At 55.3% G+C, this 15511-nt stretch carries 13 protein-coding genes; 4 read left to right on the forward strand and 9 right to left on the reverse strand.

The annotated features are described in order from the left end of the window. Positions 1-188: 188 nt before the first annotated feature. Entirely contained in the window at positions 189-437 is a 249-nt protein-coding gene (locus tag VAE55_RS04895) for a hypothetical protein (protein WP_322814687.1), read from the reverse strand. A gap of 672 nt (positions 438-1109) precedes the next feature. On the opposite strand from VAE55_RS04895, the gene VAE55_RS04900 reads away from it, so the two are divergent. Then, positions 1110-2036, forward strand: coding sequence for an MBL fold metallo-hydrolase (locus tag VAE55_RS04900; RefSeq protein ID WP_322814688.1), 927 nt, complete (start codon positions 1110-1112; stop codon positions 2034-2036). A gap of 48 nt (positions 2037-2084) precedes the next feature. Here VAE55_RS04900 and VAE55_RS04905 read toward each other — a convergent pair whose 3' ends face one another. The 6 genes from VAE55_RS04905 to VAE55_RS04930 form a co-directional block, all read right to left on the reverse strand. Next, a complete protein-coding gene (locus VAE55_RS04905; protein ID WP_322814689.1) occupies positions 2085-3275 on the reverse strand; it encodes a M20 family metallopeptidase in 1191 nt (396 codons plus the stop codon). 10 nt (positions 3276-3285) lie between these two features. Then, the gene (locus VAE55_RS04910) at positions 3286-4812 is read right to left on the reverse strand and encodes a PAS domain S-box protein (protein ID WP_322814690.1); all 1527 of its coding nucleotides are present in this window, start codon (positions 4810-4812) and stop codon (positions 3286-3288) included. Between the two features lie 261 nt (positions 4813-5073). After that, positions 5074-5706: a glucosaminidase domain-containing protein gene (locus tag VAE55_RS04915; RefSeq protein WP_322814691.1), complete on the reverse strand. Its 633-nt coding sequence runs from the start codon at positions 5704-5706 to the stop codon at positions 5074-5076. A gap of 15 nt (positions 5707-5721) precedes the next feature. Further along, positions 5722-7899: an HDIG domain-containing metalloprotein gene (locus VAE55_RS04920; protein WP_322814692.1), complete on the reverse strand. Its 2178-nt coding sequence runs from the start codon at positions 7897-7899 to the stop codon at positions 5722-5724. Positions 7900-7921: 22 nt separating this feature from the next. Beyond that, positions 7922-8473 (reverse strand): GatB/YqeY domain-containing protein, encoded by a 552-nt coding sequence (locus VAE55_RS04925; protein ID WP_322814693.1) that lies wholly within the window; start codon positions 8471-8473, stop codon positions 7922-7924. A 24-nt stretch (positions 8474-8497) separates the two neighbouring features. Beyond that, positions 8498-9127 (reverse strand): guanylate kinase, encoded by a 630-nt coding sequence (locus VAE55_RS04930; RefSeq protein WP_012257428.1) that lies wholly within the window; start codon positions 9125-9127, stop codon positions 8498-8500. A 60-nt stretch (positions 9128-9187) separates the two neighbouring features. On the opposite strand from VAE55_RS04930, the gene VAE55_RS04935 reads away from it, so the two are divergent. The 3 genes from VAE55_RS04935 to VAE55_RS04945 all read left to right on the forward strand — a co-directional run bounded on the left by VAE55_RS04935 (position 9188) and on the right by VAE55_RS04945 (position 12613). Then, a complete protein-coding gene (locus tag VAE55_RS04935) occupies positions 9188-10951 on the forward strand; it encodes an Rqc2 family fibronectin-binding protein (protein WP_322814694.1) in 1764 nt (587 codons plus the stop codon). A gap of 81 nt (positions 10952-11032) precedes the next feature. Then, the gene (locus VAE55_RS04940; RefSeq protein WP_322814695.1) at positions 11033-11269 is read left to right on the forward strand and encodes a ferredoxin; all 237 of its coding nucleotides are present in this window, start codon (positions 11033-11035) and stop codon (positions 11267-11269) included. A 1137-nt stretch (positions 11270-12406) separates the two neighbouring features. Next, entirely contained in the window at positions 12407-12613 is a 207-nt protein-coding gene (locus VAE55_RS04945) for a hypothetical protein (RefSeq protein ID WP_015909086.1), read from the forward strand. Here the strand turns inward: VAE55_RS04945 and apaG are convergent. Both apaG and VAE55_RS04955 read right to left on the reverse strand, forming a co-directional pair. Next, positions 12608-13021 carry a Co2+/Mg2+ efflux protein ApaG gene (gene apaG, locus VAE55_RS04950; RefSeq protein ID WP_322814696.1) on the reverse strand — a complete coding sequence of 138 codons (414 nt, stop codon included), beginning with the start codon at positions 13019-13021 and terminating at the stop codon, positions 12608-12610. The genes VAE55_RS04945 and apaG overlap by 6 nt on opposite strands. 96 nt (positions 13022-13117) lie before the next feature. After that, positions 13118-15475 (reverse strand): alpha/beta hydrolase family protein, encoded by a 2358-nt coding sequence (locus VAE55_RS04955; protein WP_322814697.1) that lies wholly within the window; start codon positions 15473-15475, stop codon positions 13118-13120. Between the last annotated feature and the right edge of the window lie 36 nt (positions 15476-15511).

Consider the following 15511-nt stretch of genomic DNA (forward strand, 5'->3'; position numbering starts at 1 on the left):
GGCACGTTTCGGAGGGCGAGATGCCATCTCGCCCCGTTTCGGATAGGCTCTGAACCCACCGGTGGGAGCGGCGTCTGGTACGGGTCAGGTCATACCGGCGGGCCGGTCCCGGCGCGAAGCCAGTGCGGTCAGCGGCCACGTCCTCATCGTCCACACCCTGTTCCTCCAGCAGCTGGTGCGTCAGGTGCTCACCGTCCACCGTGCGCATCGTCGTGCATACGCTGCACGGTGGGGTGATCGGGGACTTTAGGCAGTTCCAACGCCTGGCGAACCTGATCTGTGACCAACAGCCACTCTTCCATGTCGCGGTAATTGAGGTCGAGGGAGACCATCAGCCGCACGCACGCCGCCATCTGAGGCAAGGTGTGATGATGCGGACTTTTCGGATGCGAAGCGCGTGGCAGCGCCGTTTGGGTCAGGTGATAAGCGATATGCACAACGTTGCCAGAACGGCTGTATCGCGTGTTTATAAGCTATTGTTAGCACATCTCATCAATGTGTGCCACAAAGTACCTGTGTTGTATTATTTGCAAGGTAGAAGCCAGGCCTTTGCTCCCAGTGCGCTTCGGTATCGGGTGAGAGATACCTCCCAGTCTCCAGTTACCGTACCCCAGACCTGCGGCACAGATACTTCTGCACGTGGTTCAAAGACGGACATGCGAGTGTATAGAAGGGGTAGGACTTACGGACGACCTGAACGCCCTCACCCCTGGCCTCTCTCCCGTCTAGCGCGAAAGGGGAGATCAGCGGTTTGATACAAGGCTTCCTGATGAAGGAAAAGTCTTTCGTCCGCCCCTGAACTGCACGTTGAGTGGATGCTATCCGGCAACGGTGAGCGCTACCTGAAATAGCTGTGACACCTGCATACCAGGGGCGCACCAATGTTCACACCGGTCGCTCGCATCGTGCCAGATGGTTTTGGTGAACCGATGTTATGTCAGTTGACAGATCTTCAATCGGCGATATATGGCTTCACTACCAGGCAATCGCTACCGGAAAGAAATGTCAATGGCTGGATTTCTCCCTATGTGACTCAACCCGAATCGACCTTATGTTACAATGCAGATACTTATATCACAAAATTGTCGTTGAGGTTTATCTACAACCTTATGGAAATCTATCCGACACCACATAATGTTGCCTTAATTGATGTTCACCATCTTGGTCGGCCTCATGTGATCGGTACATTCTTGCTGTTGGGCGATGAACCAGCACTGGTTGATCCGGGGCCAGCTAGTACGCTGGCAGCCCTGCGTGCCGGATTATGTGCGCACGGGTTGACGGTCGCCGATCTGCGAGCAATTGTGTTAACGCATATCCATCTCGATCACGCCGGTGCAACTGGTCTGCTTGCCGCAGAGAATCCGCATCTGACGATTCATGTTCACGAGCGCGGTGCGCCACATTTGATCGATCCTTCACGGTTGCTGAATAGCGCAGCCCAGCTTTACGCTGATCGCATGGCAACTTTGTGGGGTGATGTGCGGCCAGTGGCTCCCGAACGGATTCGTACCTACACCGGTGGTGAGACGTTATACCTTAGAGGGCATAAACTGCGCACATTTGATGCTCCTGGGCACGCAAAACATCACCTGATCTGGTTTGATGAGGCGAATAGTACTGCTTTTGTGGGTGATAATACCGGTGTCCGCCTACCGGGAGTGCGGATGACCAGGCCGGCGACACCGCCGCCTGATATCGATCTGGAAGCTTGGGCGCGCACTCACGATTTGATTGAGCAATTGCGTCCGCAGTGGTTGTGTCTGACCCACTTTGGTGCCTACGACGATGTCGCCTTTCATCTGGCCGATGCCCGGCTGCGCTTGCAGCAATGGGCCGAGATTGTTCGCCAAAGCCTGATCGCCGGCCATGATGAACAGACTGGAACGGCTGTATTAGAAGCGGCATTGGCGAATGAAGCGGCTACGCTCTCGCCAGCCGAACAGTTGGCAATTATTCAACAGACCGGCCCATTAACATTGAGCTGGCGTGGTCTGGCTCGTTACTGGCAGAAGCTAGGGGGACTGGTAGGGTGAAGGTCAGGGAGGACAGGTTGTTTCTCTATCCTCCCTAGGAGAAGTTGGTTACAGTTTCACTTCTCCGCGCAGAAAGCGGAGAGCAGTCTCGGCCAGGATAGCGGTGCCAATTGGTAGTGCGCGTTCATCAATGTCGAAGATGGGGGTATGGTGCCCGCGCACGATGCCGTCATTGATCGCGGCACCGAGCATCAGCATGGCACCCGGTGCCTTTTTCGTCATGTAGGCAAAATCTTCTGCTCCCATCCCGGTGCGCGAACGATCAATCGCATCAGCGCCCAGAAAATCACCGGCAACATTGCTCATCCACTCGGCTACACGCTCGTCGTTCCAACCAGCGGGATAGCCGCGGGTGATCTTGACTTCAGCGCTCCCGCCAAATGCTTCCGCCACTGCGAAGGCGCGTTCAACTTCACGGGCCAGTTTAGCGCGTACTTCTTCGCTGAAGCTACGCAGGGTTCCCTGCACGAAGATCTCGCTCGGAATAACATTGGAAGCATGGCCACCACGCACGGTGCCAACGCTGAGAATAGCCGGTTCCATCGGGTTGATCAAGCGGGCGCGAATACCAAACAGCGCATTCAGAACGTGTGAGAGCATAAACACCGGATCGGTGCCGAGATGTGGGTATGCACCGTGGCCGCCGGTACCGCGGATATAGCCCTTAAAATCATCAACCGCAGCCGATGTCCAACCGCCGCGGATGGTCACCTGACCAACGGGCAGAGTTGAGTCGACGTGCAGGGCAATAACGGCATCAACCCCATCCAATGCACCCTCTTCAACCATCCGCAAACCACCACTCTTTACCTCATCGTCCCAGCCCTCTTCAGACGGCTGGAACAGGAAGCGCACCCGGCCACGCAACTGTTCAGCCGCAAAGCGCTCACGCAACAGGTGGGCAGCACCGAGCAGCATGGCGGTATGGGCATCGTGGCCACAGGCGTGCATGACGCCCGGATTCGTCGAAGTATATTCGACCTGGTTCTCTTCCTGTATCGGAAGTGCGTCCATATCGGCGCGGATGGCAATGACCGGCCCATCACCATCACCCAACTCACCGATCACACCGGTTTTGGCGACGCCAGTGGTAACCTTGATCCCACCAATTTCGTGGAGCGTATCGGCAACGAGGGCAGCGGTACGATGTTCCTGAAAGCCAAGTTCGGGATGGGCATGAATGTCACGGCGGATGCGAATAATTTCATCCGCCAACGTCTTGGCACGTTCGAGCATCATCATCGACTCCTTATCCAATACGATGAACTGAGGTCTGGCCGTGGGATTGTCGGCCAAGCGCATATGTAATGCCATCTTGCAGGGTTGCCAACGTGCGGATGTGGCTCATATCAAGCCCCAATCCGACAATAGTTTGGGCAACTTCTGGCCGGATGCCGGTTAAGAGAACTTCGGCACCGAGCAGACGTACAGCCTGAGCCGAACGTAACAGCGTGTTGGCAACCTGTGTATCAACCACCGGCACACCGGTTACATCGAGGATCACAATGTGGGCTCCACTTGCATTCACGCCTTCCAGCAAGGTTTCTATCACCTGTTGGGCGCGAGTGCTATCGATACTGCCGATAAGCGGCATCGCAATCACCCCTCGACTGATCGGAACAATCGGGGTACTTAATTCACGGAGAGCAGCTTCTTGAGCAGCAATGATACGCTCGGTTAACGCCTGGCGCTCTTCAGCAGCCTGCCGTTCAGCCGTGACATCAGTAACGAAGCCTTCGATAGCTTCCAACTGCCCCCTCTCATTGAACACACCCGTTCCGCGTTCCCAAACCCAACGAATGCTGCCATCGGCGTGACGGATCCGGTACGTGATCTCAAACTGGCGCTGCTGAGCAAGTGCTGTCTGTACACTCTCCTTCACGGCCTCGCGGTCTTCAGGCAGGATGAGATCACCAAAATAACGGCGTGGCGGTTGATCACCGTCCGGCATAAAATCGCTGGCCGGATAACCGGTAACCTCAAACGCCCCTTCGCTCATAAACTCAGCCGTCCAGCGCCCATCCTTGCGGGATCGATACGCAATGCCGGGCAAATTTCGCATCAACCTATCAAGACGGCGCTGATTCTCGCGCAAGGCTTCTTCGGCACGAATCTGCTCGGTAATATCTTCAGTCTGCGACAGCCATCCGGCAACTTTTCCATCAGGATGGTACAAAACCGCGTTGTACCACTGACAAATGATAATGCGGCCATCTTTCGTGATGTTTTCATTGCGGCTATTCTTTGCCTGGCCGCTCAGAAGAGCCTGGACAACCCCTTCGACGTGCTCACGAGCAATATTCGGCACCAGCAGTTCAATCGCATTTTTACCAACCGCTTCGGCTGCACTCCAACCGAAAATACGCTCGGCAGCCGGATTCCAGCGGGTGATAATCCCATATTGATCAGCTTCGAGCGTTGCCAGTGGTGAGGTCAGAAAACTCTGTTCAAGACGCTGATTGAGCATATGCTCGCGCTGAAGCAACATTTCTTCTTCCACAATCAACACTCGCTGCGCCTCTGCCACAATGTCGGCAATTGGACCCGCAGCTGCCGGATTATCGGCCAGTAAGCTGGTCGCCTGGCGACGGACTGCGTCAAGGCGGTTGAAACTGGCACTGATCGAGCCGCTGTTCTGCAGCAGGGTCCGCAGGTATGAGGGATGACCGGTACTCAGCGCATCGGCTAATGCGACAAACAATGGGCGTTCGGCAGGAGAAAGCGATGGGAGATGTGCTCGTAGTGCATCGGCAATTGCGACGAATGCGTTGTTCATAGGAACAAGTTCCTGTCACTATAGTAGAATTGTATGCAAGTGCTAACCGCAGTATAACATATTGCCGGACTTTAGTGACAAGTCAAATAGCTACTCTAATGATACCCATCTTCCTCCTATAGCGTGAACGGGTGATAGATTGACGCTGCGTTTGACATGCCTTCACAGGTAATTGTATACATCAATGGGTTGCAGTACTTTAGAACGAGAGGACTTTCACACCTTCTCTTACAATAACGGAGCGAAGAATACCTTTCGGTTTCATTCCAGCGGCACAGCCAGCATTTGATTGGCTAGACGTGCAATCGCCTCGCCATAGGTATGACCAGGACTGGCCCAACCGGCCCCCTGGGCACCAAGTGGATTGTGGGCACGACCCAGTTGTTTGATTGTTTGGGCACTTCCCCGAAACGCCCGTGGGAATGGCCGGTAGCTGAGCGATTTGGCAATGAGTTCCTGCTGCGGAGGGGTTTCACTTCCTGCGGGCAAAGCATACGCCAGCAAACGACCAATATGGGCCGGAATCGCATCATCCGCCCAGGTTGCAAAACTTACCCCGGCTTCCCAACGCTGACGTTGGGTATTGTATGCCCACCCGCGCGGATCGGTCGGCTGATGAAGTTGCCACTGCCCGGTTACCCCAATTCCCGCCGGATTCCGTTGGGGGCGCTGACTCCAGAAACTGGTGAGGTTGCCGGTCTCGTGGATCATCTGGGCCACTGCCAGCACCGGATCAACCTCGACCGGGATACAGACCCGGAGATACGCCGGAATAATCACATCGGCAATATCCTTTTCGGTATACTCACCGTGTGGACGACTGAGGATATAACGGCTCATCTGATCCATTGCCGCGGTTTGTGGGCCAAGAATTGGGCTGTCGGCAGTGTACATTACAACTGTACTCCTTCAGGTTCGCACGAGCGATGGCGCATAATCCACTCTGGGATGGTAGATGGATTGGAGATTATTCACAAAGACGGTTTTAATCTGCCCTAGCTCGCGCATCGTCAGCGGAGCATCGTTGAGTTCGCCTTCACGAACGCGCGCATCGATGATGGATTGCACCAGCTCATCGAGCGTTACTGCGCCAGGCGTTGTTCGTTCACTCGTGTCGCCATTGCGCTTTGCGATGAGTTTGCCGTGTTGGGCTTTGGCCCGTACCGTCGCTTCGACCGAGTCGGCCAGCATCAGGATAGCCTGTTCGCGGGTTTGGGGACGTGGGCCGGGATACCGAAAATCACGCTCATCGACGTGGTCGTAACGTTGTAAGGCCAGTTGGTAGAAATGGCGTACCAGGCCGGTTCCATGATGGGTAGCGATAAAGTCGATAATCTGCTCTGGAAGATGAGCAGCTCGTGCCATTTTGATCCCCTCGCGTACATGATCGATAATGATTTGGGCACTGATGTACGGATCGAGATCATCATGGACGTTCTCACGCCCCATTTGATTATCGGTAAAAAATGCCGGTCGTATCGTTTTGCCGATGTCGTGGTAATACGCCGCAACCCGCAGTAAGAGCGCATCGGCGCCAACAGCTTCGGCAGCGGCCTCGGCCAAATTACCCACTGCAACGCTATGGTAATAGGTACCCGGAGCTTCCCGAATCAGTTTACGTAAGAGTGGTTGTGATGGATGGGCCAGTTCCATCAACTGCAATGCCGTTACCTGCCCGGCCAGTCGGCCAACCACATTAAAAAGGCCAAAGGTGAGAATGGTTGTCAATCCACCATTGGCAAGTGCTGCTAGCACTGTGGTTACGATCCACCCACTAAAGCCCGAAAGGGTAAAGATGGCCTGCTGGCTTAACCAGAAGGTTGTCTCCAGAATTGTAATTGTCGCGGTAACTCCGAAACCGGCGATTAAAAACGAACGGAGCCGATCAGCCTGACGTGTCAGCAAGATCGCGCTGGTGCAACTGGCAAAAAGGGTGGCGGCAAGTGTCAGATCATTCCCTTCCATCACGCTAATCACTACCGCTGCCAGCAGGCTAACGGCAAAGCCGATCTGACCTGTAAATACGATGGTAGTAACGACTGCCAGCACTGCCAGCGGGAAGAAGATGGGACGTTCATTGTAGATCAGCAAGGTGAGACGAGCCAGAAGCAGGGTCACCACAATACTGAACATTAAGACGATAAGTGCGCGTGTATGGGTCATCAGTTTAGGCTGGAATACGTGGAGATAGCCACTGATGCCCGCAGTCAGGATCGCTGCCAGTAAGCCGTACCCAAGCAGTTCAGACCAACCCAGCGGGCGCGGCATTGCTCCGGTTGCCTGTAATTTCTCAATGTGGGCCGGCGTTACGATCTCTCCCGCGCGGATAATCATCTCTCCGGCCAGCACTTTTACTTCAACCGGTTCGACTTGGGCCATCGCCTTTGCCCGCCGTTCTTCGGTAGCGGCGTTGTCTAATGTCCGATTAACGCGCAGAAATGCCGACGTGATCTGTTGAGCGAGTTCCCGTTGTGCGGTATCGAGCGAGGTTGTTGCCAGCCAGAAGCTCAACCAGCGATCTCGCAGTTGGCTGAGTGCTCGCTCATCAATTGCGTAATCGTACCGTTCAATTGCTCGATCATAGAGGTTGAGAATGGTCGTGCGTAGCACCGACCATGCTTCATCATCGAGGGCAAGAATCAGGCGCACCTGGTCGGTGTTGAGTTGCACATCGGCACTAGGCAGATTACTCAATGCTCTCAGCCGACCGGCTTCATCTAGCGTCGGATCGTTACGCAGGCGTCCGATTGTTTCCAGTAACGTGAATAGATTGCGGCGCTGTTCAATTGGTATCGTCGGATCATTAAAGTAGACCAGGTTGTCAGGATTATTTGCTGCCTGAGTACGACGTTCTGCCGTCAGCACGTTGCTGGTGAAGGTAACCTCTTCTGGTGCCGTGATGCTCAGCGGGCTGGGTTGACCCACTTGCAAACCATCGGCCCCAGGCAACCGGAATGTCAACACGGCCCAGATGCCAGTCCACAATAAAAGTGCCGCCAGCAGTTGTCGTAACTGTTTTCGGGACAGCCATAACCACTGTGGACGAGCAAGCCAGCGTGATAGCCGGTGGTGCGAAATGGCTTTCATAGGCGTCTCGTACATGGGTGGGTTACGCCGAACTCAGGAGTTCTCGCGCAACCTGGCTGAGTGTACGGTTTTCGGCCTGACCTTTGAAGCGTTCGAGCAGAACAGGCATTACTTTGCTCATTGCTGCCGGGCCACTTACCCCCAATTCGGCAATCACTGCTGCCACTAATGGCCGTAATTCCTCAGGGCTGAGCATTTTGGGTAGATATTCACTCAGAATGGCAATTTCCGCCTCTTCAGCAGCGGCCAGATCGCTACGGCCGGCCTTGTGATAAATCTCGGCGGCATCACGCCGACGCTTGATTTCGCGGGCAATGACTGCTTCCTGCTCGGCATCAGTGAGGGCCGCATGGCTGTCTATGGCGAGATTAGCCTTGGCCGCTTCAATGGCTGCCGGGTCGCCGGCGTGACGGGCTTCAATCTCGGCCACAGCCGCATCGAACCGCTGCTTGGCGGCATCGAGCTGAGCAGCCTGTAGAGCTGCCCGCGCTGCCCGAATCGCATTCACGCGAACCTTGTCGCCGGCACGCATTGCCGCTTTCAAATCATTCGTTAAGCGTTCTTGAATACTCATTGTAGTACTCCCCGGTTCAAAAAGCTAGAGGGAAATTCGACGCGGGTACACGCGCGCCTTTTCAGCGCTAATGATGGCACGAATCTGACCAACTGCTTCATCAAGTCGGTCGGCGTGATTGATAACGACGTAATCGAAATTGGGTAATTGGGCCAATTCATCGGCAACCATAGCTAACCGCCGTTCCACTTCCGCCGGCGACTCGGTTCTTCGGAGCAAGAGCCGGTGGCGTAGCTCGTCGAGCGAAGCCGGCGCCAGAAAAATAAAGACGGCTTCGGGGGCTAGCCGTTTGATCGTTGCGGCCCCATCAACGTTAATCCGGAGAATAACGTCGCGACCACTGGCCATTGCCTGCCGAATCTCGAATTTGGGAATCCCTTTATACTGGCCGTAGACCTCGGCCCACTCTAGCAGTTCATCGTTCTCGATCATCTCGCGAAAACGCTCGGTCGTGACAAAATGATAGTCAACACCGTCAATCTCGCCTGGTCGCTGCGGTCGACTGTTTGCCGTGACGACAAAGTGAAACGGAAAGCCTAGCTCGCGCATACGCATCAAGACCGAGTCTTTGCCCACACCCGATGGCCCTGAAATGACGACGAGCAGTGGCTGTGGTGGTTTGCCCTGTAAAATCGGATTAAGAAATGGTTCCATGCCTGTACCCGATTGTGGTATCCTGCCAAAGGTGTCGGTTCTCGTATTACTTGTGGTTATATGTACTTTGATACCCTGACTTTGACTGCCGTCGTGGAAGAATTGCGTGCAACGGTGCTCGATGGTCGCATCCAGCGCGTTGTCCTGGTTGGGCCGCTGGCGATTGGACTGGAAGTGTATCGACAGGGTCGGCGCTACTACCTGCTCGCCTCCGCCGATGCGCAAATGGCCCGTATTCACCTGATCAGTCAGCGCCCAACCCGTGGCGTTGACGGCGAAACGCCCTTTTTGCTGTTGCTGCGAAAATATGTGCTCGGTGGGCGGATTGTTAATATCGAACAACCTCCCTACGAGCGAGTTGTTGTGCTCAGTATAACGAAACCAACGGAGTCACGCAAACAGACCTTTGATCCCGATGAGCTGATCGCCGACGATGAGAATGATGACGATCTGACGGCTGATGCCGATCATCTGTTGCATTGCGATCTCATCGTTGAGCCGCAAGATCGGCGCAGCAACATCATCTTAGTTGATGATAATAACATTATTCTCGACGCAATCAAGCGGGTTTCTCCCCGCATGAGCAGTCGGGTTGTCTTGCCCCGCCGGGTGTACGAATTGCCCCCACCACCGGATAAACGTGACCCTCTCCGGGCAAGTGCAGCTGAGATCGAGCACCTGCTGGGCAAGGGTGAACCGGTAAAAGTGTTAGTCAACGCCTATCGTGGCGTGTCACCCCAGGTCGCCCGTGAAGTGTTGATGCGAGCCTGCGGCTCTATCCCCCAAGCCGGGCAGTCATTACCGGCATACACCATTGCTGCCCGGTTACGTGAGATATTCGCCGAACCACCCGCCCCCCATCTGGTTAGGAACGAGCAGGGTCCTGTGGCTTTTGCGCCATATTACCCATCGCATCTCGCCGGCGACGGTGCGACTGTCACTGTCATGCCAGGGATGAGTGCGGCGCTGGAAGCCTTTTACACTGCCCGTCAGCAGCCCCTGGGCCGTGATCAGCGTCGGGCCGATTTGCTGAACCGTTTGCGTGCCAGCCGTGAGCATATCGAACGACAACGGGAGCAGATCGCTGCCGAGCTGGCACGCACTGCCGAACTTGATCACCTGCGCTGGGAGGGTGAGATGATCTTTGCCTTTCTTCATCAGTTGCCGCCCCAGGCTACTGAGCTGGTGGTAGAGGGGGAACGGATTGCGCTTGACCCCAAACGCTCGCCGGTCGAACAGGCCCAAGAGCGATTCAGAGCGTATGAGAAAGCCAAGAGCGCACGCGCTATCTTGCCCGAACGCCTCGCTGAGATTGAACAACGCCTGGTCGGTATCGACCAGTTCATTGCCCTGGCAGCGGTAGCTGATGACTCAAACCAGATCGATCAGATTGCCGCCGAGGCTGAAGAGGCCGGCTATCTGCGTTCCTCAGCCACCCGTTGCCCGCCCGTGCGGTCGCGTCCACTCCTGATCCGTTCAAGTGATGGCCTACCGATCTACGTTGGGCGTACCGCACGCCAGAATGAAGAAGTCACCTTTCGGATTGCTCGTCCAACCGACTGGTGGTTGCACGCCCGCAATATTCACGGTGCCCACGTGATTATTCGGGCCGATCATCCGCCTGAACAAACTATCTATGAAGCAGCCGCTCTGGCAGCGTATTACAGTCAGGCGCGTGATGATACGGCGGTAGAAGTCGATCTCTGTCGCCGATGGGCAGTCCGTAAAATCCCCGGTGGGCCGATTGGTCTGGTCAGCTACCATCCTGAACGTACATTGCGCGTGCGCCCACAACGTTGTGGCGAAGTGGTACAAAAGTGGTAGACAGATACTCTCTTCCTGTAGTAGTCTGAAACCAAACAACCATTGGGTAACCGCTGACACAGATACAGGAAGGAGACATCAGTGCCGTACATTATCACTGAGCCGTGTATCGGAACCAAGGATGCATCGTGCGTTGCCGTCTGCCCGGTTGATTGCATCTACGAGGGTGATGATCAGTACTACATCAATCCCGACGAGTGCATTGACTGTGGTGCCTGCGAGCCAGAGTGCCCAGTCGAGGCGATTTTCGCCGATGATTCGGTGCCGGAGCAGTGGAAGAGCTATATTGAGAAGAATCGCAAGTTCTTCGAGGGGTAGTCTCAAAGCGGATACGCTATCTTGCCTGATAGCCGGCTAGATGGTACAGACACATTGCGGCAGCCGGGCTGCCGCAATGTGTTTTATCGCCTGGAAAACCTGTTTCGACAACGGACGCCAGCAGAACGAGTCGGTGTCGTAGGGTTCATAGCACACTAGAACTTATTTCATACAACGCTGTACTGTCGCGCTCTAACAGCCATCTGCGGTGCTATCACGCGCTGGATTGGTTGCCTTGCTCGCTCATCATCCACAGGTTGCAAAGTTTGGAGTGCGGCAGCCATGCTGCCGCGCCAGCCGTGCTCACGACCCGGCGCGTGGTATGTCGTTAGCCCTGCTGGTCACCTATGCATTACCCATAACTGGTGTCAACCACGTGTGTATCAGCGGGGATCATCGCCCTGGGTGCTGTTTTGGGCAACTGGCCCGGTGGCAGTGCGCAGCTCCAGCCGTGCGATCACGTACTGGATGGGTTGCCTTAAGCGCACATCATGTGCGTGTCGCAGGGTTTGGAGTGCGGCAGCCATGCTGCCGCATCAGCCGTGCTAACGATCCGGTGCGTGTCACACCGTATCTATCCTGGTCACGGGGATGCTGGATGTGCTCGTTTCGATCATCGAGTCAGTCAAGCATCAATGAGCTACCTGCACGTAGACGTGTTGTTGCACTAGGTTCGTGCCCGCGCACCAGCGGCCACGGCCAGCCCCTGACGGCGGTGGAGATCATGCCTACACACAAGCTGGAAACTCACGCCACGGGGAACGCTTGCAGCCCGGCCTAATGCAGCAGGATGCCGTTAATCGCCTGACCATACGGTGTACGTGACGTATGGCACCGTATCTATCATGATATGATATGAGGCGTCACACTGGCTTCTGTGTGACATTTGGGTAATTGGATAGGTCGCAAAGGGGAAAGGTTGTAAAGTGCGCTGTGTGCCGTCCTCGTTTATAATGACAGACAGCAACTTATCGTCAGATTGTTTGGGTTGTGCACACAAGAGGAAACACAGACACTGACGGGATAAAGCCTGAAAATATGGTAGCGATGGTGAAGCCAAAACCTTCGACAAACGTTAAGAATGCTGCAAAGGGATGGCGACTGTCACTGCCAGGATGGGGAAGGAAACCAGCACCTATGACGACCGATCAGACACCGGAGTGGCAGCGCCGACTCCTGGCAATTCTTGAGGTACAACTGGCTCGCTTTCCCTGGTTAATCCAGCTTCGCGCTACCTGGCGGCTCCTGCGCGAAGAACGTCGCGATTGGCCGTGGTTGTTGCCTCTCCTCGCCGTCGTATTCATTACGACCTATCGGCGCGAGCGGAGACGATCTCGTTCATAATCTCTCCTCATCATCGATCATCTCCGCATCAGCGATCAGGTCGAAACGCGGAATGATGGCGGCGAATGTCGTGTTATCGAGGGTGCGAAAGAAATATTCTCCCTCCATCCAACCGCGTGGCGACTTGAGTACACAGTAGCTCTGGTATTCGTGGACATCACCGGGACCGAGCACCGGCTGAAGCCCAACTACGCCATCGCCAACAACTTCAAGTTCTTCACCAATCGAGTCGTAGATGATCCAGCGCCGACTCATCAACTGCGCTGTTCGTCGGCTGATATTTTCGATCCGCACATCGTAGGCGAAGACGAAGCGTTGCAATGGGGGGAATGAGTGCCCCGGCAGATATTGGGGACGCACGCTAATCCGCATCCCTTCACTCAAACGGTAATAAAATGGTCGGCGCATTGTTCTACTACAGCTAATACAAACCTCTCATCACGACCGGATAAGCATGTACAGAGGCAGAGACGATCTGCCCCCGTACATGCTGCCTGTAAGCCCCTACTTGAGATGGGTACGGAACCAGGTGATCTGTTCCTGGGCAGCGTAGAGCTGATTTTCTACCATCGCCAACCCGTGACCTTCAAAGATGAACCGTACCATTCGAGCCGGTACCCCACGGTTGACCAGTTGTAAATGGAAGTTCTCGTTCTGGACAATCGGCAGGAAGTCATCGGTGCCGTGGAAGGTGAGCACTGCTGCCTTCACTCGATCAGCACCGTAGCTCGGCGAGTCTTTGACGTACTCGCTGATGGCTTTGTACGGGGGTAAACCTTCCATGTACGGCACTAGCGGGCCACCGCCTAATGCCCAATCACTGATCAGGTCAATGAACGCACATTGTGGGTTGGCGGCAGCGTAGAGATCGGGATACCGCACAATGCTCTGCAAAACGAAATAACCGCCATACGAGCATCCCGTAATTCCGATCTTGCCGGCTGATGTCCAGCCCCGCGCAATTGCCTGGCGAACGATCTCAGCCTGCTCATCGATATCGATCTGGCCGAAATTACCCCGATCCACCAGTGAGTTGTAAACAGCCGGCGTGTAGCCGTGGCGACCGGCTACCGGTGTAATCAGTAGCGCAAAGCCAAATGAGGGCAAGAGCGCATACGGGTTCTCAACGTTGGCCTGCCACTGATTGATCATCGGCACATTCGGCCCGCCCTCTTGCCAGACAATCAGGCGCATATCGCGTGGTGGGAAGGGCGCATCTGCCGATTGGATCAGCGTTCCTACCCGCACCTGACCGTTCCGGAGGGTGAAGGTCACCGGGTCTTGTCGTAAATTGGCTTCCACCCGCAACTCTTCATTCTCCCAGGTCAGACGAGCCAGTGCCGTTCCATCCCAACGTAGACGATAGATGTCCGGTGGACTGGTGTAAGAGGTGTGGGTGAAGACGATCTGGCGTGTACTGCTGCTGGTTGACACAACGTTGTAATATGCACCGGCACGGTCGGCCAGATTGCGCAAATCCTTAGAGACGCGGTTATAGTAGTAGGGATGGCGATTGCTACCGACTACGCCATGCACGATAATTTCATCGGGACTGACAAAATCGGCAACGCTGAGCGCAAAGGCAACATCACCACCAGAGAGCATCGGATGCTCGAACGTTCCGGTCTGACGGAATTGTCCATCGCTTCCCCGGTCGTAGAAGCGGAAACTGGTACGCGAGGAGAACCGTGGATAGTAGACAGGGTAGGTTCGCCCCTGGAGGTAGGCCGGATGGTGGGCCTTAATCAGCAGTGACTGGCCGCCCGGCGCCCAATCGTGCGCTTCGAGAATAGGAGCACCGAGAGCGGGATCGGGTCGAATCACCTGTGTCTGCCCACTGGCGAAATCGATCACATACGTATTGTTGTTCTGGATGACCGGATTCTGGCCTGGTGGCAGATTACCGGTCACATCGCGATAGATCTCTTCGGAAAAGAGTGAACCGCTGTAGAAGCTACGACCCTCAGCGTCCGGCACACCGAAAAACGAGACTGCCAGATACGTCGAATCGCTCGTCCAGGTCTCGTTGAGCAGGCCAGAGGCGTATGGAATACTGGTAACATAACGTTCCTCGCCAGTCGTAGTATCGTACAGGAAGAGGTCGTAAGGTGCGCGCGTCGCTTCGACGGTATTTCCGTTTTGCTGTTGCTGAAAGAGCAGCCGACTGACAAGATCAGGCCGTTGTTGCCGCAGGAGATCAACTCGTCGCTGTAAACGGGCAGGCAATTCGATCCGGTTGACCCGTGCTGCAACTGTGGAAGGCAGCCCAAGGGTGTGCTGAGTGGTGAATCCCTCTCCATTCGGTGGCTCGCGCACGATCAGCCAACTGGTGAGGTTAGGGGCAACCGAGACAATCCCGATGTTTTCATCGGGAATACCAACCGCGGTAGCAACCACTTCACCGGTATACCGGTCAATAGAGAGTGCGACAAAAGCGTCCTCGATACCAACCGAAAAGAAATTGACTGCCAGGACGCCGAGGGTACGTTCGTCTTGCCAGCTAAACTGTCCAAAGCCCAGGAAGGGCAGGGGAACAAAGGAGTCAAACACTGCCGCATCCACCGGCACCGTATCACCGGTTTCGATATCGAGAAATCCAAACTGGTTTGCTGAACTGATCAGGACGGCGCCATCGTCAGGACTGATGTCACTAATGGCGCGAGGGGTGGTGGCATCGTTCTGCAACCGATCAATACGTTCGATCTCTTCGTCACTGAGCAGGTTGGGTGGCAGGTCAGATTCGTCACCGAACTGATCCACGTCTATGATGTTGTTACGGATGGGAGCAGCAGTGGCCGGGGCGATCAGACCAAGCATTGCGACCAGTAGGCCGATCCACCATAGCCGCCGGGAGAGGTGCATATTAATACTCCTGTTTTGGTAAAAGGCAGTGAGTGC

Source organism: Chloroflexus sp., assembly GCF_034432675.1.
GTDB lineage: Bacteria > Chloroflexota > Chloroflexia > Chloroflexales > Chloroflexaceae > Chloroflexus.

What these genes read in the sequence shown, in the direction of transcription:
- VAE55_RS04900 (WP_322814688.1), top strand. Translation starts at nt 1,110, where the DNA reads ATGGAAATCTATCCGACACCACATAATGTTGCCTTAATTGATGTTCAC.
- VAE55_RS04905 (WP_322814689.1), bottom strand. Translation starts at nt 3,275, where the DNA reads ATGATGCTCGAACGTGCCAAGACGTTGGCGGATGAAATTATTCGCATC.
- VAE55_RS04910 (WP_322814690.1), bottom strand. Translation starts at nt 4,812, where the DNA reads ATGAACAACGCATTCGTCGCAATTGCCGATGCACTACGAGCACATCTC.
- VAE55_RS04915 (WP_322814691.1), bottom strand. Translation starts at nt 5,706, where the DNA reads ATGTACACTGCCGACAGCCCAATTCTTGGCCCACAAACCGCGGCAATG.
- VAE55_RS04920 (WP_322814692.1), bottom strand. Translation starts at nt 7,899, where the DNA reads ATGAAAGCCATTTCGCACCACCGGCTATCACGCTGGCTTGCTCGTCCA.
- VAE55_RS04925 (WP_322814693.1), bottom strand. Translation starts at nt 8,473, where the DNA reads ATGAGTATTCAAGAACGCTTAACGAATGATTTGAAAGCGGCAATGCGT.
- VAE55_RS04930 (WP_012257428.1), bottom strand. Translation starts at nt 9,127, where the DNA reads ATGGAACCATTTCTTAATCCGATTTTACAGGGCAAACCACCACAGCCA.
- VAE55_RS04935 (WP_322814694.1), top strand. Translation starts at nt 9,188, where the DNA reads ATGTACTTTGATACCCTGACTTTGACTGCCGTCGTGGAAGAATTGCGT.
- VAE55_RS04945 (WP_015909086.1), top strand. Translation starts at nt 12,407, where the DNA reads ATGACGACCGATCAGACACCGGAGTGGCAGCGCCGACTCCTGGCAATT.
- apaG (WP_322814696.1), bottom strand. Translation starts at nt 13,021, where the DNA reads ATGCGCCGACCATTTTATTACCGTTTGAGTGAAGGGATGCGGATTAGC.
- VAE55_RS04955 (WP_322814697.1), bottom strand. Translation starts at nt 15,475, where the DNA reads ATGCACCTCTCCCGGCGGCTATGGTGGATCGGCCTACTGGTCGCAATG.